A 16,812-nucleotide genomic window follows, 5' to 3' on the forward strand; every position below is an offset into this window, starting at 1 on the left:
CCACACAACGACGACACGTGACCGCGGTACGTGTTGTCGATGACGGACACACGCAAGCCCCGTTGGTACAGATCGCTATTCGCCCAACTCCTGGTCGCCATCGTCGCGGGCATCCTGGTCGGGTGGCTGTGGCCGGCGTTCGGCGCCGATCTCAAGCCCCTTGCCGACGGCTTCATCAAGCTCATCAAGATGCTGATCGCGCCGATCATCTTCTGCACCGTCGTCATCGGTATCGCCCACGTCGGCGACCTCAAGTCGGTCGGCCGGATCGGCGTCAAGGCCCTGATCTACTTCGAGGTCGTCACCACGTTCGCCCTGCTGTTCGGGCTGCTGATCGGCAACGTCGTGAAGCCCGGTGCGGGGTTCAACATCGACGCGCAGACACTGGCCAGCGGAGCCGATGCGGTCGCCAAGAAGACGGGAACTGGGGAACTGCCCCATACGGTGGAGTTCCTGCTCAACATCATTCCGACGTCGATCATCTCCGCCTTTGCCGAGAACCAGCTGCTGCAGGTGCTCTTCTTCGCGGTGCTGTTCGGCTTGGCGCTTGCCAAGTTCGGCGAGCACGGGCCGCCGGTGGTGTTCGAGTTGATCGAGCATTTCAGCAGCCTGTTCTTCACCATCATCGGCTGGATCATGAAGCTGGCACCGCTTGCCGCGTTCGGCGCGATGGCCTACATCATCGGCCAGTACGGGATCGCGTCACTGGGCAGCTACGCGAAGCTGATCGGGGCCTGTTATCTGGGGGCGGCGCTGTTCATCCTCGTCCTTGCGGCGATCGCGTGGTTCTTCGCTGGGGTGAACCTCTGGCGCTTCCTCGTCTACATCAAGGACGAGTTCTTCCTCGCACTCGGCACCGCGTCCACCGAGGTCGTCCTGCCGCGCATCATGGACAAGTTGATGTATGCCGGATGTTCGCGCACCACAACGGGTTTGGTGGTGCCTACCGGCTACTCGTTCAACCTGGACGGCGCCACGCTCTACCTGTCGATCTGCGTGCTGTTCCTGGCCCAGGCGCTCGGCGTCGACCTCAGCCTTGGGGAACAGATCACGGCCGTCCTGGTGCTGATGCTGACCTCGAAGGGCATGGCAGGCGTGCCCGGTTCGTCGTTCCTTGCCCTTTCGGCGACGGTAGCCGCCATCGGACATGGCGCCATCCCCGTGGCCGCCGTCGCCCTGCTACTCGGTGCGGACCGGATCATGGATTCGATGCGGGTGTCGGTGAACCTGCTCGGAAACTGCGTCGCGACGATGGTGGTTGCCCGGTGGGAGGGCCAGCTCGACTCCGCGCGTATGAGCAGCGTGTTGCGCGGTGAGGACATCGAACCGCTCGAGGAGGCCGACGTCGAGCCGCAGAGGGAGGTCGTCGGGGCGGGCTAACTCAGTAGGGTGCCGAGCGGCTGCTGCGGATCGGCCAGCCGGCCCGGATCCACCGGCGTGCGAGCCCGGATGAGCGATTTCACGTCATCGAGCACGTCCCAGACGTTGACGTTCATCCCGGCAAGCACGCGGCTCTCGCCGTCCAGCCAGAACGCGACGAACTCGCGTTTCGTGACGTCGCCGCGGAACACGACGCGCTCGTAGTCCGGGGCGTGGCCGACGTACTCCATGCCGAGGTCGTACTGATCGGTGAAGAAGTAGGGCAGCTCGTCGTAGCTACCCGGACTGCCGAGCATGCCCGCCACCGCGACGGCGGGCTGCTTGAGCGCGTTGGCCCAGTGCTCGGTGCGGATGCGGGTACCGAACAGCGGGTGGGCGGCCGCCGCAATGTCGCCAACGGCGTAGACGTCGTCGTCACTGCTCTTCAACGACGCGTCGACGAGGACACCGCTGCCCGCCATCTGAAGGCCCGCCTGCTCGGCCAGGTCGACGTTGGGGCTCGCACCGACCGCGACGAGTACCGCATCGGCATCGACCGTGGATCCATCACCAAGTCGCAGCCCCGTCGCCCTGCCACCGTCGGTGGTGATCGCCTCGACCGATGTCTTCAGCCGCAGGTCCACGCCGTGTTCGCGGTGCAACTGCGCGAACACCTCCGCCGCCTCGCGCCCAAGGGCTCCGAGCAGCGGCAACTCCGCGGTCTCCACGACCGTCACCGTGACGCCGTGCGCGCGGGCGCTCGCGGCGACCTCCAGGCCGATCCAACCCGCTCCGACGACCGCGAGCCGCGCGCCGTCGGTCAGCGTCGACAGAAGTGCAGCGGCATCGTCGACCGTGCGCAGGTAGTGGACTCCCTCCGCGTCGGCCCCGGGGATCGGCGGCCTGCGTGAACTCGACCCGGTGGCCAGCAGCAGCTTGTCGTAGTGCTCGACGCCGTCGGCGAATCCGACCGTGTGCGATCCACGGTCGATGGTGGTGACCGTGGTGCCCAATCGCAGGTCGACGTCGTGCTCGCGGTACCAGTCCGCCGGGTCGACGGTGAAGTCCGCGAGGGCCTTCTTGCCCGCCAGGTACTCCTTGGACAGCGGCGGACGTTCGTAGGGGAGGTGGTCCTCTGCTCCGAAGAGCACCACGGTGCCTTCGAAGTCGTTGTCGCGCAGCGCCTCTGCGGCCTTTGCGCCAGCCAGGCCTCCACCAGCGATGACGAATGTTGACGACGATGTCATGTCAACCGAGCGTACTCGCGGAGGAGTCGCTAGCGAATCACTTGGGCGGCAGACTCTTGGCGTAGTCGAGGCCACGGGTCACCCAAGACTGCAGTTGGCGCTTGGTCCGCACGCCGTCGTCGGCCACCCGAAGCCACCCCCGGGTCTCGCGGCCTGCCATCACCATCGGTTCGACGTGCTCGCGGCTGAGCAGGGCTTCGGTCTCGTCGGGCGGAACGCGCACCATGAGGCCGCCTCGTCCGCTCGCCGCGACGGACATGTTGCCGTTGATGAGGAACGCCAGACCGCCGAACATGCGCTTCTCCTCGACGCCGCCCTCGGTGCTGGTCAGCTCCCTGATGCGGTTGGCGAGATCCTCGTCGTAAGCCACGTCAGTCCAGGTCCACCCGGACGGTGAGAAGGTCACTTCCCATCAGCTTCACCACCGCGCTGTTCATGGTTGGCAGCTGGCTCAGCCGTGCAACGGCGTCGTCGTCGGGCAGCAGGTGCGCGGTGCCGGTGCGCCATCGGCCGCCGATCCTCACCCGTACTCGTGGGTTGGCCTCGATGTTGAGGACGTAGTGCGAGTGGCCGCCGTGCTCGGAGACCATCCAGAACTGGTTGTCGACGACGCGCCCGCCGACGGCAGTGCGGCGGGGCTCACCGGATTTGCGGCCGATGGTCACCGGCAGCTTCCTGCCGATCGGGTTGACCACGAGACGATGCACGGTGTGCACGATCCGTCGCTTGGCGGCCTTGATGTCCACTAGTCACCTACCCCTGATTCGGCGTCCATCCGAGTCTAGGCCCGAGCGCCTCGGCGAGATCGGTGATGATCTGCCGGTAGTCGTCCTCGGCGAAGGTGAACGGCAGCGCGAAGGCCACTTCGCTCGCTCGCTGGAAGCCTGCGTGGTCGAACAGCTGATCGGCGAGTTCGTCGGACGTGCCGACGTAGTCGGGGGAGAACAACATGCCGCGCGGGCCCTGCGGCGTCTTGGTGCGCTCGAACCGGCTCGCCGCGTACTCGCGGTACCTGCGGATCTGGTCGTCGGTAGCGGAATCGGTCGGGATGACCACCAAACCCTGTGACACCCGGGTGGTTTCGCGCTGCGGATGATGCGCTGCGATGGCCGTGCGGTAGGCGTCGATGTTCTCGCCCTGGATGGTGGCGAAGTCACGCGACTGCGTGCCATCGATGCTGACCACGGAGCTGGTCAGGTAGTTGATGCCCTGTTCGCCTGCCCAGATCGCCGACGACATGCCACCGCCATACCAGACCCGGTCGGCCAGCCCGGGAGAGTGGGGTTCGATGCGGTTGGTGAACTGCTCGATGCCGACGGTGCCCTCGAAGTCGCTGACCGGATCGCCGCGCAGACCGTACAGCAGTCGCAGCACCCGGTCCTTGGAGAAGTCCTCGACGTCGTGGGTGTTCGGATACAGCGCTTCGCGATAATGGTCGTAGAGCATCGGCGTGCCAACGGAGACACCGGGATTGACCCTGCCGCCGGACAGGATGTCCACGGTGGCCAGGTCTTCGGCCAACCGGAACGGGTTCTCGAGACCAAGCGGGATGACCGCGGTGCCGAGTTCGATGCGCGACGTGCGCTGGCTGGCCGCCGCCATGATGGCCACCGGCGACGAGATGCCGGGTTGCAGGTGCCTGCAGCGCAACCAGACGCTGTCGTAGCCAAGCGACTCGGCGCGCTCGACCACCTCGAGGGTCTCCTCGATGCCGGGTCCCGGATTCTGCGCGTCGAAGCGGCCGATCGTCAGGAATCCGAGCTTGTGCAACGGCTCTCCGCGTCGCGGCATGACTCTCCCTTCTATGCGCGAGCAGACGCAAAGTGCCCTGAAAACCTCGAAATGAGGGCACTTTGCGTCTGCTCGCGCTATTGAATTATCAGGCGGCCTGGCTCGCGCCCGCCTCGGTGACGGGCTCCAGCGCCAGCGCGACGATATCCGCCACGTCGGTCATCGGCTTGACGTCCAGCGCGGCGAGCACCTCGGCCGGCACGTCGTCGAGGTCGGCCTCGTTGCGCTGCGGGACGAACACCGTCTTCAGCCCAGCCCGTTGCGCGGCGAGCAGCTTCTGCTTCACCCCACCGATGGGCAGCACCCGACCGTTCAGCGTGACCTCACCAGTCATGCCGACGTCCGCGCGAACCTGCCGTCCGGTCGCCATGGACACCAGCGCGGTGACCATCGTGACGCCTGCCGAAGGACCATCCTTGGGCACCGCGCCCGCGGGCACGTGCACGTGGATCTGGCGGTCCAGCGCCTTGGGGTCGACGCCGAGTTGCTCGGCGTGAGCACGCACGTAGGACAGCGCGATCTGCGCCGACTCCTTCATCACGTCACCCAGCTGACCGGTCAGCTTGAGACCCGGCTCGCCGTCGTTGGCATTCACCTCGATGAAGAGCACGTCGCCACCGAGGCCGGTGACGGCAAGACCGGTCGCCACGCCAGGCACCGCAGTGCGTTCCTCGGACTCCGGGGTGAACCGCGGACGGCCAAGGTAGGCAACCAGATCCGGCTCATCGATGGTCAACGGCTCGGCATTGGCAGCGAGCTTCGTCGTCGCCTTCCGCAACGCCTTCGCCAGCAGTCGCTCGAACTGCCGCACACCCGGCTCGCGGGTGTAATCCGCGGCGATCTTGTGCAGCGCGTCGTCGGTGACCGTGACCTCGTCGGTGGTCAGCGCCGCCCGATCCCGCTGCCTTGGCAGCAGGAAGTCGCGAGCGATGGCGACCTTGTCGTCCTCGGTGTAGCCGTCGATCTGAACCAGTTCCATCCGGTCCAGCAGCGCCGACGGGATGTTTTCGATCACGTTGGCAGTGGCAAGGAACACCACGTCGGACAGGTCGAGATCCAAGTCGAGGTAGTGGTCGCGGAACGTGTGATTCTGCGCAGGGTCCAAGACCTCGAGCAACGCCGCACTGGGATCGCCGCGGTAGTCGGAGCCCACCTTGTCGATCTCGTCGAGCAGCACGACCGGGTTCATCGACCCCGCCTCGCCGATCGCCCGGACCAGTCGGCCCGGCAGCGCGCCCACGTACGTGCGCCGGTGGCCGCGGATCTCGGCCTCGTCGCGCACGCCACCAAGGGCGACGCGAACGAACTTGCGGCCCAACGCCCGTGCCACGGATTCACCCAGTGACGTCTTGCCGACACCGGGAGGTCCGGCCAACACCATCACGGCACCGGAGCCACGACCGCCCACGACCTGCAGCCCTCGCTGCGAACGCCGGGCCCGCACGGCCAGGTACTCGACGATGCGGTCCTTGACGTCCTCAAGCCCGTGGTGGTCGGCATCGAGAATCTCGCGCGCCGACTTCAAATCGGTCGAGTCCTCGGTCGTGACGTTCCACGGCAGGTCTAGCACCGTGTCCAGCCAAGTGCGGATCCAGCCGCCCTCAGGGCTCTGCTCGCTGGAGCGTTCCAGCTTGCCGACCTCGCGCATCGCGGCCTCGCGGACCTTCTCGGGAAGGTCGGCCGCCTCGACTCTGGATCGGTAGTCATCGGAAGATCCAGCACCGTCGTCCGCAGATTCACCGAGCTCCTTGCGGATCGCGGCCAATTGCTGACGCAGCAGGAACTCCTTCTGCGTCTTCTCCATGCCGGAGCGCACGTCGTCGGCGATCTTGTCGTTGACCTCGACCTCGGCCAGGTGGTCACCGGTCAGGTCGATCAGCATTTGGAGCCGACGACCCACATCTTCGGTCTCCAGCAGCTCACGCTTCTCCACGTCGGACAGGTACGACGCGTAGCCCGCGGTGTCGGCCAGCGCAGACGGGTCGGTGATCTTGTTGACCACGTCGACGATCTGCCAGGCCTCACGGCGCTGCAGCATCGCCAACAGCAGCTTCTTGTAGTCGGCAGCGAGTGCCTTGGTGTCCTCGTCGACCGCGCCTTCTTCGACTTCAGTCACCTCCACCCAGAGCGCCGCACCCGGACCTGTGGTCCCCGACCCGATGTGGGCGCGCTTCTCACCGCGCACGACGGCAGCGGCGCCACCACCGGGGACGCGTCCGACCTGCACGATCGACGCGATCACGCCGTAGGTGGGGTAGCGGTCGTCGAGCCTCGGGGCGATCAGCAGCTTGCCGGTTTCGCTCGCCTGAGCAGCATCAACGGCGGCACGGGCAGCGTCGTCGAGCTCGATCGGCACCACCATTCCCGGCAGGACGATCGGCTCGCTAACGAAAAGAACTGGCACAACACTCGACGTTGTCGTGTTTTCTGACATCAATCCTCCAAAGTTGAACCTGGTGGGCTCAACCCTGGGCGGCACTCCTTTGTTCCCACTTGTTGCGTGCTCGGTGCCCGATCCAGAACGTCGCGGCCATCAGCACGGCGATCAGGGACAGCGACACCACGGTGTTCACACCCTTCGCGACGTCGATGGACAGCGAGAAGATGATCGCAAGGCTGATCAACATGCCAAGGAGCAGGCCGATGCCCCACATCGCTGACAGCAGAACGTGCACCCGGTGGACGAAGGCCTCCTCACCGGGTTCGGGCGGATCGTCGTCGCGCTGCACCCGCTCGGAGACCATCTGCGTCAGCGGCTTACCGATCACGCAAGAGCCGAGGAAGACCAACGCACCGATGCCGCCGACGAGGGTGTCACCTGCCATAAGCATCCTGGCGTTGGACGTGGCGATCCCCACGGCCAGGCTCAGACCGAAGTTCAGCATCAGGTACCCGGCGAACGGATCCAGCCGACGGGCCCGGATCGCGTCGTAGCTGACCTTCACCCCGGCGAGCACGGTCGCCGACAGCAGCGCGACGTACTCCGACGCACCGAGCGCGCGTAGTCCGTAGTAGGCGATCAGCGCGGGCGCGACATCGAGCAGGATCCCCCGCAGGATGGGGCCGTTGGAGCGAGCCTTCTTGGTCGGGGGTGTCGTTGCTGTCGTCTCTGCTGATGTAGTTGGTGATGCAACTGGCGTCGTTTCGGGCAAACGCGGTGCCCCCCTACCGGATTCACTCATCGGCTCGATCATATGTGTCCCGGCTGGGCGTCCGCCGTGCGCCATCGCGCTAGGGGAGGAATAGCCTCGTGGCCATGGCCATCACACCAGGCACCGTCATCGCCGTCACTGGCGCCAGTAGCGGTATCGGGGAGGCGACGGCGCGTCTACTCGCCGCACGGGGCGCCTCGCTAGTGCTCGGCGCGCGCCGCACCGACCGGCTGGACCAGATCGCCGCCGAACTGCGCGCCGACGGCGCCACGGTGGTCACCATCAGCACCGACGTGACCCGCCGCGAGGATCTGGACGCCCTGGTCGGACGCGCCGTCGACGAGTTCGGCCACCTCGACGTGCTGGTGAGCAACGCCGGCATCAGCAAGATCGGGCCCATCGCGGACGGCGACGTCGACGGCTGGTCGGCCATGATCGACGTCAACGTGCGCGGTGTCCTGTACGGCATCGCCGCGGCGATGCCCGTGCTCCGGCGCCAGGGCCGGGGTCACCTCGTCACGATCGTCTCCACGGCCGGCTTGAGGGTCGTGGAGAACATGGCGGTCTACGCCGCGACGAAGAACGCGGTGCGCACCATCATGGAGGGTGTTCGGCAGGAATCGACCGACGGCGTCATCCGCACGACGTCGATATCACCGGGGTTCGTCAGGACCGAACTCGACGGTTCGATCGACGACCCCGTGATGCGCGCCCAGATCCGCAGCAACATGGACGATTTCGGCCTACCACCGGAGGCGGTGGCCAGGGCCGTGGCCTTCGCCGTCGAACAGCCGCACGACGTGGAGATCGGCAACATCACCATCCGCCCGACGGTTCAGGGCTGACCAGTTCCATGGAGTCAATGGTCGTCGGCCGTATCCGCAGGACCGTCGCGCTGGGGATGTCGTAGAACACGCCGAACACGTCGAGTTCTCCTCGTAGATGGGGATTCTCAACCAGCGGGTGACTGGTGAGGGTCTCGACCTGGAGCGCCACGTTCACCATGCTCAACTGATCGGCGGGGCCAAAACCTGCGCTCGCTGCGGCTCGCGCGACGGGGTGGCGGCCATCGTCGAAGGCCAATGCGGGGTGACCGTTCTCCAACCACGCCGCCAAGGACTCCTCACCCCTGCTACGCGACGGATTTCCGCCGAGCAGCACGTTCATCGCGCCACAGCGCTGGAGTGCCCGCACACGACGATCGACGAGACGGCGAGCTTCTCCACCGCGAAGGCGATCGCCGCCTCCGTCGATGCGTCGTGTTGGTGAGCGGGCACCAGGTTTCCCACGTTGCGCACCGTGAAGAGGTCGCCGGGTCCGCTACTGGTGATGACGTTCGGCACGATGCGGGAATCGGTGCAGGTGATGAACAGCGTTTCCGGCCGCTGCGCATGCGCGAGCTTCTCCAGATGCGGGCGGAGGTGGTGCGCCGTTCGACGCTGGTAGATCGCCAACCCGTTCAGCACGGAGGCGGAATCACGATGGAGGCGTTGATCATCGGAGCCAGCGCTCTGCCAGGAGCTCCACGGCATGACACCCGAGCGGGCGTCGATGGACTGGATGTCACGGACCGGTGGCCCGTCGAGCGCGCTGTCCATCTCGACCGACCCGAGCTGGCGGATGTCCACCGTGCCGCCCTCTGCGCCAGTGTCACCGTCACCACCGCAATACGGGTGGTGACCGGTGTCAGCGGTCGGCAGGTGCAGCTCACCGTCGTCGACGACGGTCCCGGCATCGACGCCAAGTTGATTCCCGACTTGTTCGACCGGTTCGTCAAGGGCCATGGGGGCGACGGGAACCGCTCCGACGACTCGAACAGCACCGGGCTGGGGCTTGCCATCGTCGCATCCATCACCGAGGCGCACGGCGGCACGGTGACGGCATGCTCGGGCGGAGGCGCCACCGAGTTCCGGATTGCGCTGCCTGCCGCGCAATGAGTTACGGGTTCGGGCAGACCACGTCGACGTAGATGGTGCTGAACTGATCCTCGTCGATCCGGTTGCCCGAGGAATCGAGGTTCGAGTCGTTGAGCCCGTGAACACCCGTGGCCTTGCAGAGCGACAGCGGACTGCTCGTCGGCCCGTTGATCTGGACGTGGTGCCCCTTGGCCTCGAGATCTGCGACAGTGTCACTGGCCGAGCGGATTCCGATCGGTGCAGGTACCGCGGCACCGGCTACACCCTGCCCGAGGAACAGCATCGAGCCGGCTGCGATCGTGGCGATGACGAGATGCTTCATGAGCGAACTCCTTTGTCCGTGTTCGGTTTTCATCCGTGCACAAAACCGACGCTATCGACGCCGTGAGCACGGGGGAGGGGCGGACACGGTTCGCATGCCGAACCCATAGATTTGCGTTCGGCATGAAGTCGGCCGCCAGACACCGAAATAGACCGTGGCGTAGCTACTTTGGAATGCGTAAGCGAGTCAACGAAGACAGGAGCAATCAATGAAGGTTCGTCACATCGCAGCGGGTGTCATGACGGGGATCGCCGCAGCGGCCATCGCGGCGGCGCCCATCGCCTCGGCCGTGAACCCCAGCACCACCACCGACTCGGGTCGGGCCACGATCACTGACAAGCAGGGGCACACCGCGATCGTCGTGAAGCCGCCTACGGTCTCGTCGCCGAGCGTCTACGGTCCGTTCTCGTCGCCGCTGCCGTTCATCCTGTTCAACTAAGGCGCGGTCGGCGGGTAGCGCCGATCTAGAGGGTGCGCAGACAACGAGGCCGTGGAGCCGATTGCATGACAATCGACTCCACGGCCTTTCGTGTCCGATGAAGAGCGTCCTACGAAGAGCTTTCACACAAGAAGGGAGCCTGCCGTTCGGGGGGGTAACGACAGGCTCCCTGGTCTTGCGACGTGCGTCAGGCCGCTCCGCTAAGCGCTGGCCTGAGCGCCCAGCGTGCGCTGGATGTCGGGCAGCATCTGCTGCACCTGCTGACCCCAGTAGCCCCAGCTGTGCGTACCGGTCGCCGGGAAGTTGAACACGCCGTTGGTGCCACCCGCGGCGATGTAGTTGTCCCGGAACGACAGGTTGGTGCGCAGCGTGAACCCTTCGAGGAACTGTGCCGACATCAGGTTGCCACCGTCGGTACCCGAGTCCAGATCCGACGGAGTGCCTGTGCCGCAGTAGATCCAGACCCTGGTGTTGTTGGCGACCAGTTGGCCGACGTTGATCATCGGGTCGTTGCGCTTCCATGCCGGGTCACCCGACGGGCCCCACATGCTTTCGGCGTTGTAGCCGCCCGCGTCGTTCATGGCCAGGCCGATCAGCATCGGCCACCAGCCCTCGGACGGGTTCAGGAAGCCCGACAGCGACGCCGCGTAAATCCACTGCTGTGGGTGGTAGATCGCGTAGGTCAGCGCGGTGCCGCCAGCCATCGAGAGACCGACGACGGCGTTGCCGTTCTGCGACACGCCCTGGTTGGCTTCCAGCGATGCCGGCAGTTCCTGGGTCAGGAACGTCTCCCACTTGTAGGTGTAATCCTGGCCGTTGCCCTGCGAAGGCCGGTACCAATCGGTGTAGAAACTCGACTGTCCGCCAACGGGCATCACGACCGAAAGGCCCGAGTTGTAGTACCACTCGAACGCCGGGGTGTTGATGTCCCAGCCGCTGTAGTCATCCTGCGCGCGCAGACCGTCCAGGAGGTAGACGGCATGCGTGCCGCCGCCCTGGAACTGCACCCGGATGTTGCGGTTCATCGACTGCGAGAACACATCCAGGTATTCCACCGGGAGACCAGGCCTGGAGAATGCTCCAGCTGTTGCCGAACCCCCGGCGAAGCCGATCAGCGTGGGCAGCATCGCCGCGGTGATGGCACCCACCGCCAGCCTGCGCAACCACGTTCCACGAATCTTTCTGACGAACTTCATAACGGCAACCGACCGCCTTTCTTCATGTCCTGTCAAGCAATCGCCGTTGCTTTGCGAGCGCAAGTGAATCACGTGCATGTGGTTCGCTTCGGCTCTCAACGCCGAGATGTGATGTCGCAGTTGGCTAACGATCAGGACTCGGCGTCGAGACGTCGGGAGCTGATTTGGCGTGTGACCAGTGTGAATAGAGTGATTTCCGAGGTTCGGCGCGAGCTACGACTGGCCGCGCGCGAACCGGTGCAACTGCGTGACGTGACATGGCGTCAACTCGTCAAGACTCGTCACCCCTAGCAGCCGCATCGTGCGGCTGACCTGCGCCGACAGGATCTCATTGGCGCGGTCGACACCGGCCTCGCCACCGGCCATCAGCCCATAGAGGTAGGCGCGCCCGACCATCGTGAACCGGGCGCCGAGTGCGATGGCGGCGACGATGTCGGCGCCCGACATGATGCCGGTGTCCAGCAAAACCTCGCACGACCCGCCGACCTCCCTGGCCACCGCAGGCAACAGATGGAACGGCACCGGTGCGCGATCGAGTTGCCCGCCCCCGTGGTTGGACAGCACCAGACCGTCGACACCGAGGTCGGCCACCGTCCGCGCGTCATCGACAGTCTGAATTCCCTTGACCACCAAACGGTTCGGCCACTGCGACTTGATCCAGGTCAGATCCTCGAACGTGACCGTCGGATCGAACATAGTGTCGAGGTACTCCGCGACGGTGCCTGGCCAGCGGTCCAGCGACGCGAACGCAAGGGCTCGGTGGTCAGCAGGTTGAACCACCACCCGGGGCGCGGGATGGCGTCGAGCACGGTGCGCACGGTCACCAGCAGCGTGTCGAAGCCTGCCGCGGCGGCGCGCTCCACCAGCGCCATCGACCGCTCCCGGTCCTTCCACATGTAGAGCTGAAACCAATTGCGGCCGTGCGGGTTCGCCGCGCGGACGTCCTCGATGGCGGTGGTGCCGAGCGTCGACAACTCAAACGGGATGCCGGCGCGGGCCGCAGCGCGCGCCGGCGATCTCGCCCTCGGTGTTCATCAGCCGGGTGAACCCCGTCGGTGCGATGCCGAACGGCTGCTCCACGCGGTCGCCGAGCACCTGCCAACCGGTGTCCACCTCGGCGGCACCGTCGGTGTAGTCGAAGGCCGCCTTCGGCGTGCGTCGCTTGGCGATCCGTCGCAGGTCCTCGATGGTCAGCGCGTCGGCCAGGCGCCTGGCCGTCGCGTTGAGGCGCGGCTTGCGGAACTGGAGCAGTGGCGCCAGCTCACTGGGCCGGGGCAGACGTCGCTTCATCACGCGCCTAATCGCCCGCTGCGGCCAATGCCCGCCTGAGGCTCTTCCGCCGCTCTTCGATGGCCCGGCCGATGTCCTGCAGCAGCAACGGCTTTCGCTCGACCAGCTCCTCGATGTATTCACGTTCGATCTGCAAAACGGTCACCTCCTCGAGCGCATACGCCGACGCGGTGACGGCTTCGCGGGTGAGCGCGGTCTGCCCGAGAAAGTCACCCTCCTCGAGGATACGCACTGGGATGATCGCGCCGTCGTCTCCGCTGGCAACGAGCCGGACCCGTCCATTGACCAAGAAGGTCATGCGCTTGGGCACCTGACCCGCGAACTGGAGGTACTCCTCGGTGCCATATCGGGTGAGCGTCGCACGGGGGAGCAGTGCCTGTTGATCGGCGGCGGTCAACCGCAGCGTCGGCGCGATGATCCGCAGCGACGCCTCAAGGCGCTCAGGGGTGGCGAACTCGTCTTCTGCCTCGTCGAGGTGCAGCCCGGCCCTGCGCGATGCATACCAGACCCACCGCAGGAACAGCGATTTGGCGGCGAAGTCATCGGCGGGCGTGCGCACCGGTATCCCCGTGCTGTACTGCAGCGCGCCCGTGCGGTTGCTGGACGGGGCCGCGTCTGGTCGGAGCTGCGGCAGCGTCGCAGCAACCCGGTTCAGCATCGCAATGACATCGTCGGGCGGGTCGTCGACCGAGAACGCCGTGCTTACGGACAGGCTGTGCGTACCCGGCGGCCTGCTGAAGTTGGTGAATGACGCCAGGGCCAGCACCGAGTTCGGCATGATCAACATGCCGCTGCCGGTGTCGATATGCGTTGCGCGCCAGTTGACTTCGATGACGCGTCCCCGCGCGGTCGGAGCTTCGATCCAGTCGCCCAGCTGGAATGGCTGCTCGAAGAGCAGGAGCAGGCCAGAAATGATCTGGCCAACGGAGTTCTGCAGCGCCAGGCCCAGCACGATCGAGGTGACGCCGAGTGCGGTGAACAGTCGGCCGACGTCGGCTCCCCAGATGAAGGAGAACATCAGCCCTACACCGATGGCGATGATTGCGAACCTGGCCACGTCGAGGAAGATCGACGGAATCCGCTTGCGCCAGCTGCCTTCCGGCGCGCTCTGGAACAGGGTCGCATTGAGGCCGGACAGCAGCAGGACCAACACCACGAAGCCGAAGACGGTCGAGACGATGCGTACCGGTGTGGCTTCCGCCGAGACCTGGGTCGCCTTCACCAGAAGCAGAAGCAGAATGCCGAGCGGCAGGATGTAGTTTCGCAGTAGGTGCACGGGCCGGGCCAGCGCGCTGTGCCTGCGTAGCAATGCGTTGTGCAGCTCGGTGAGAACTACGAGCGCGAGTGGGAATCCCAGCGCAATGCCGACCGCCCACAGGAACCACGGCGCGTCGAGCTGGCCGGTCATGGCTGGTCCAACCGGAATATCGGCTCCGTGTCGTCTCCTGCGCCGACTTCGCCGGCGGGAGTGAAATGGCGAGAATCCCGCATCACGTCGTAGACGCGGGACGTGACGTATACGCCCGGTCGCGGAGATCCGCTTTGGACCTGGTTGGCGATGTCAACCGCGCCGCCCCACATGTCATAGGCCAGGCTGGCCCTGCCGACCAGGCCGCTCGTCACCGTGCCCGTGTCGATTCCCGCGCGCAACTCCAGGTCGTTGTCGGACTCGCTGTTGTAGCGGTCGACGATGCGCTGCATCTCAATCGCGAAATCCACCGTGCGGCGGACGTTGTCGATTCGCGGCACACTGAGTCCGCAGCTGGCGAGATAGCCGTTATGAAGGGTGCGGATCCGTTCAATGCCAAGGCTTTCCGCAGCAGCATCGAACTGTCGGACCAATTTGTTGACGATGGCGAGCTGCTCGTCCGAGGTCAACGTCGAGACCAGCTCGTCCATGCCGACGATGTCGGCGAAGATCACCGTCACGTTCTGGTGGTCCTGGGCGATTGTCTCCTCACCCTCCCGGTACCGCTGCACCACCGGTTCGGGCATCAGTGACAGCATCAAGCGGTCGTTTTCCCTCCGCTGTTCGGTGAGAAGCTCCTCCTTGATTGCCAGGTTTCTGCTCATCTCGTTGAAAGCAACGGTGAGATCCCCGAATTCGTCACGAGACTGCACCGGCAGCGACACGCCGTACTCGCCCGAGCTGATGCGCTGGGCACCCGCCTCGAGCCGGCGGATTGGCCGCACGAACAGACGGGCCAGCAACATCGCCGCTATGCAGACCACGAAGATGATCACCGTCGTCGAGAGCACCAGTGTGCGCGTGAACGTCGCCACCGGCGCAAAGGCCTCGGATGTGTCGATCTTGGCGACGAGCGCCCAGTGCAGGCCAGGCACGTCGACCGGCGCGTAGGCCTGCAGCGTCTCGTGGCCCAGGTAGTCCTGGGCGACCAGGGTGCCGCGCTGTCCGCGTTGCGCCAATCGCGTGGCTTCCGTCGCGACCGGCTGCATGAGAGTGGTCCCGTGCTGCCGGATCGATTCTTGAGCCACGTCGGGCGGGGTGCCTGCGTCGACGACGTCGCGCTTGAATCCGTCGGGATTCTCCAGAAAGAGGCGGGAATCCGAACGCATCAGATCGTCGGGGCCGACGATGAACGTCTCGCCGGTCTTGCCCATCCCCGACTCTTCCCACCGCTTGTCCATCGTCATCAGCCGGTTGATCTTCGAGATCGGGAACTGCAGTGCGAGCACACCGTCGACGTGCCCCTGCGCGCCAACCGGTGACACCATCCAGGCGGTCGGCTCGGTGGCGGGTTGGTAGTCACTGAAGTCGGTGGTGGCGACATAGTCGACGGCGTTGGACGCGAGGGCCTTGTTGTAGGCGTCGGTCAGATCGCCGCCGTGGTACGGCCCCGTGAGGATGTTGGTGCCGAGGTCGACGCCCTTGTACGCGCTGTAGACGACATTGCCTCTGGTATCCAACAGCAGCGCGTCCTCGAACTCGAAGCGGGTCACGATCTGACGGAAGAAGTCGTTGAACTGGGCGTTGGCCGCCGACCAGGCGCTGCCGTCGTGCGCGTCATCGAACTTGACCGCGAGGTCCCAATCCGTGAACGGCGTCGTGTAGTTGGCCTGCAGATACTTCTGCGCATTCGAGGTCGGCAACAAGGCCTCGACGTCAACGTCCTCGCCCGTCTGGGCGTCTTCCGCCTTCGCGAAGACGTCGGCGTAGTACTTCTGGATCGCCTGCTGCTGGACGGGGGTGATGGTGGCGTTGTTCAGTTGGTCGAAGCCGGCCGTGTACGCCTGGATGGCCTCGGTGGCCGTCGATCCGCGCGAATAGATGACGAGCGAATCTTGCAAGTCGGCAATCTGCGCCTGCAGTTGGCGGCTCTGAGACTGGCGGATCTCGGTCAACCGGTCGAACGCCGATGCCCGCAGTGAACTCTGCCCGGATTGATAGCCGATGAGGCCGACGACCGCGGCCGACAGGACGCTGGTCAGTAGCAGCATCACCAGCAGCTTGGACTGGATGCTGATCCGCGACAGCACACGGCGCCGCAGACTTCGGGGTTTGGGCGCCGGTTCCGGCTCCGTCGTCGTTTCCGGCTCGGTAATTGTCGTCATTGAATTTCGAACATTAGCTCGCAAGACTTGCTCACGACATGCCTGTGGAGAAATCGTTGTCACCCAATGGCGCAGACCCGTTCGATCTGCGGCGGTTCGTCGACGCACAGGACCGTGTTCATGACACCGTCCTCGCCGAACTCCGTGCCGGCGCGAAACGCAGCCATTGGATGTGGTTCGTCTTCCCGCAGCTGCGAGACCTTGGGCGCAGCCCCACCGCCGTGCACTACGGCATCGGATCGCGCGACGAGGCGGTCGCCTACCTCGACCACCCAACGCTGGGACCCCGGCTGCGGGAATGCGCGCGATTGGTGGCGGCAGTCGACGGCCGGATCGAGCAGGTGATGGGCCACGTGGACGCTCTCAAGCTGAGGTCGTCGATGACGCTGTTCGCCAACGTGACGGATGACGACCGCGACTTCCTCGACGTGCTGGAACGGCACTACGGCGGCGAGCCCGATCCCATGACCGTCGAACTGCTCGGGCCGAGCTAGTGACGACGCCGAAGTACCCCGATCTGGACGTGC

General features: G+C 65.5%; 17 protein-coding genes and 1 pseudogene. 5 read left to right on the forward strand and 13 right to left on the reverse strand.

The window, feature by feature from the left end:
* Positions 1-39 precede the first annotated feature (39 nt).
* Positions 40-1,380 (forward strand): C4-dicarboxylate transporter DctA, encoded by a 1,341-nt coding sequence (gene dctA, locus HNP02_RS04290; RefSeq protein ID WP_184435460.1) that lies wholly within the window; start codon positions 40-42, stop codon positions 1,378-1,380.
* On the opposite strand, the gene HNP02_RS04295 is transcribed toward dctA, so the two are convergent.
* The 6 genes from HNP02_RS04295 to HNP02_RS04320 all read right to left on the reverse strand — a co-directional run bounded on the left by HNP02_RS04295 (position 1,377) and on the right by HNP02_RS04320 (position 7,579).
* A complete protein-coding gene (locus HNP02_RS04295) occupies positions 1,377-2,606 on the reverse strand; it encodes an NAD(P)/FAD-dependent oxidoreductase (RefSeq protein ID WP_184435462.1) in 1,230 nt (409 codons plus the stop codon). The two genes, dctA and HNP02_RS04295, sit on opposite strands and share 4 nt — an antisense overlap.
* 37 nt (positions 2,607-2,643) lie before the next feature.
* The gene (locus HNP02_RS04300; protein WP_184435464.1) at positions 2,644-2,976 is read right to left on the reverse strand and encodes a TfoX/Sxy family protein; all 333 of its coding nucleotides are present in this window, start codon (positions 2,974-2,976) and stop codon (positions 2,644-2,646) included.
* 1 nt (position 2,977) lies between these two features.
* Entirely contained in the window at positions 2,978-3,352 is a 375-nt protein-coding gene (locus tag HNP02_RS04305; protein ID WP_184435466.1) for a nitroreductase/quinone reductase family protein, read from the reverse strand.
* Between the two features lie 7 nt (positions 3,353-3,359).
* The gene (locus HNP02_RS04310) at positions 3,360-4,397 is read right to left on the reverse strand and encodes an LLM class flavin-dependent oxidoreductase (RefSeq protein ID WP_184435468.1); all 1,038 of its coding nucleotides are present in this window, start codon (positions 4,395-4,397) and stop codon (positions 3,360-3,362) included.
* A gap of 88 nt (positions 4,398-4,485) precedes the next feature.
* Positions 4,486-6,831, reverse strand: a complete 2,346-nt coding sequence (gene lon, locus HNP02_RS04315; RefSeq protein ID WP_184435470.1) for an endopeptidase La — start codon at positions 6,829-6,831, stop codon at positions 4,486-4,488.
* Positions 6,832-6,859: 28 nt separating this feature from the next.
* On the reverse strand, positions 6,860-7,579 hold the full coding sequence (locus tag HNP02_RS04320; RefSeq protein WP_255506196.1) for a VC0807 family protein: 720 nt from the start codon (positions 7,577-7,579) through the stop codon (positions 6,860-6,862).
* Between the two features lie 74 nt (positions 7,580-7,653).
* Between HNP02_RS04320 and HNP02_RS04325 the strand changes: the two genes are divergently transcribed.
* On the forward strand, positions 7,654-8,394 hold the full coding sequence (locus tag HNP02_RS04325) for an SDR family oxidoreductase (RefSeq protein ID WP_184435471.1): 741 nt from the start codon (positions 7,654-7,656) through the stop codon (positions 8,392-8,394).
* Here HNP02_RS04325 and HNP02_RS42465 read toward each other — a convergent pair.
* Entirely contained in the window at positions 8,366-8,716 is a 351-nt protein-coding gene (locus tag HNP02_RS42465; RefSeq protein ID WP_184436610.1) for a carbonic anhydrase, read from the reverse strand. The two genes, HNP02_RS04325 and HNP02_RS42465, sit on opposite strands and share 29 nt — an antisense overlap.
* Complete coding sequence (locus tag HNP02_RS42470; protein ID WP_184436612.1) at positions 8,713-9,177, reverse strand: carbonic anhydrase; 465 nt, start codon at positions 9,175-9,177, stop codon at positions 8,713-8,715. Before HNP02_RS42470 ends, HNP02_RS42465 begins: the two co-directional genes overlap by 4 nt.
* A gap of 48 nt (positions 9,178-9,225) precedes the next feature.
* Between HNP02_RS42470 and HNP02_RS43635 the strand changes: the two genes are divergently transcribed.
* Entirely contained in the window at positions 9,226-9,486 is a 261-nt protein-coding gene (locus tag HNP02_RS43635) for a sensor histidine kinase (RefSeq protein ID WP_375373637.1), read from the forward strand.
* Between the two features lies 1 nt (position 9,487).
* On the opposite strand, the gene HNP02_RS04345 is transcribed toward HNP02_RS43635, so the two are convergent.
* On the reverse strand, positions 9,488-9,787 hold the full coding sequence (locus tag HNP02_RS04345) for a hypothetical protein (RefSeq protein ID WP_255506198.1): 300 nt from the start codon (positions 9,785-9,787) through the stop codon (positions 9,488-9,490).
* Positions 9,788-9,995: 208 nt separating this feature from the next.
* Here HNP02_RS04345 and HNP02_RS04350 point away from each other — a divergent pair, with 208 nt between their 5' ends.
* Positions 9,996-10,226, forward strand: a complete 231-nt coding sequence (locus HNP02_RS04350; protein ID WP_184435473.1) for a hypothetical protein — start codon at positions 9,996-9,998, stop codon at positions 10,224-10,226.
* A 200-nt stretch (positions 10,227-10,426) separates the two neighbouring features.
* Here HNP02_RS04350 and HNP02_RS04355 read toward each other — a convergent pair whose 3' ends face one another.
* The 4 genes and pseudogenes from HNP02_RS04355 to HNP02_RS04370 form a co-directional block, all read right to left on the reverse strand.
* Positions 10,427-11,422: an esterase family protein gene (locus HNP02_RS04355; RefSeq protein WP_184435475.1), complete on the reverse strand. Its 996-nt coding sequence runs from the start codon at positions 11,420-11,422 to the stop codon at positions 10,427-10,429.
* A 213-nt stretch (positions 11,423-11,635) separates the two neighbouring features.
* A pseudogene (locus HNP02_RS04360) lies at positions 11,636-12,712 on the reverse strand (alpha-hydroxy-acid oxidizing protein).
* A 7-nt stretch (positions 12,713-12,719) separates the two neighbouring features.
* On the reverse strand, positions 12,720-14,120 hold the full coding sequence (locus HNP02_RS04365; protein WP_184435477.1) for a mechanosensitive ion channel domain-containing protein: 1,401 nt from the start codon (positions 14,118-14,120) through the stop codon (positions 12,720-12,722).
* On the reverse strand, positions 14,117-16,285 hold the full coding sequence (locus HNP02_RS04370; RefSeq protein WP_184435479.1) for an adenylate/guanylate cyclase domain-containing protein: 2,169 nt from the start codon (positions 16,283-16,285) through the stop codon (positions 14,117-14,119). Before HNP02_RS04370 ends, HNP02_RS04365 begins: the two co-directional genes overlap by 4 nt.
* Positions 16,286-16,323: 38 nt before the next feature.
* Between HNP02_RS04370 and HNP02_RS04375 the strand changes: the two genes are divergently transcribed.
* Positions 16,324-16,779, forward strand: coding sequence for a DUF1810 domain-containing protein (locus HNP02_RS04375; RefSeq protein WP_184435481.1), 456 nt, complete (start codon positions 16,324-16,326; stop codon positions 16,777-16,779).
* Positions 16,780-16,812 lie beyond the last annotated feature (33 nt).

This window comes from Mycobacterium sp. AZCC_0083 (assembly GCF_014202335.1).
In the GTDB taxonomy this organism is placed as follows: Bacteria; Actinomycetota; Actinomycetes; order Mycobacteriales; family Mycobacteriaceae; genus Mycobacterium.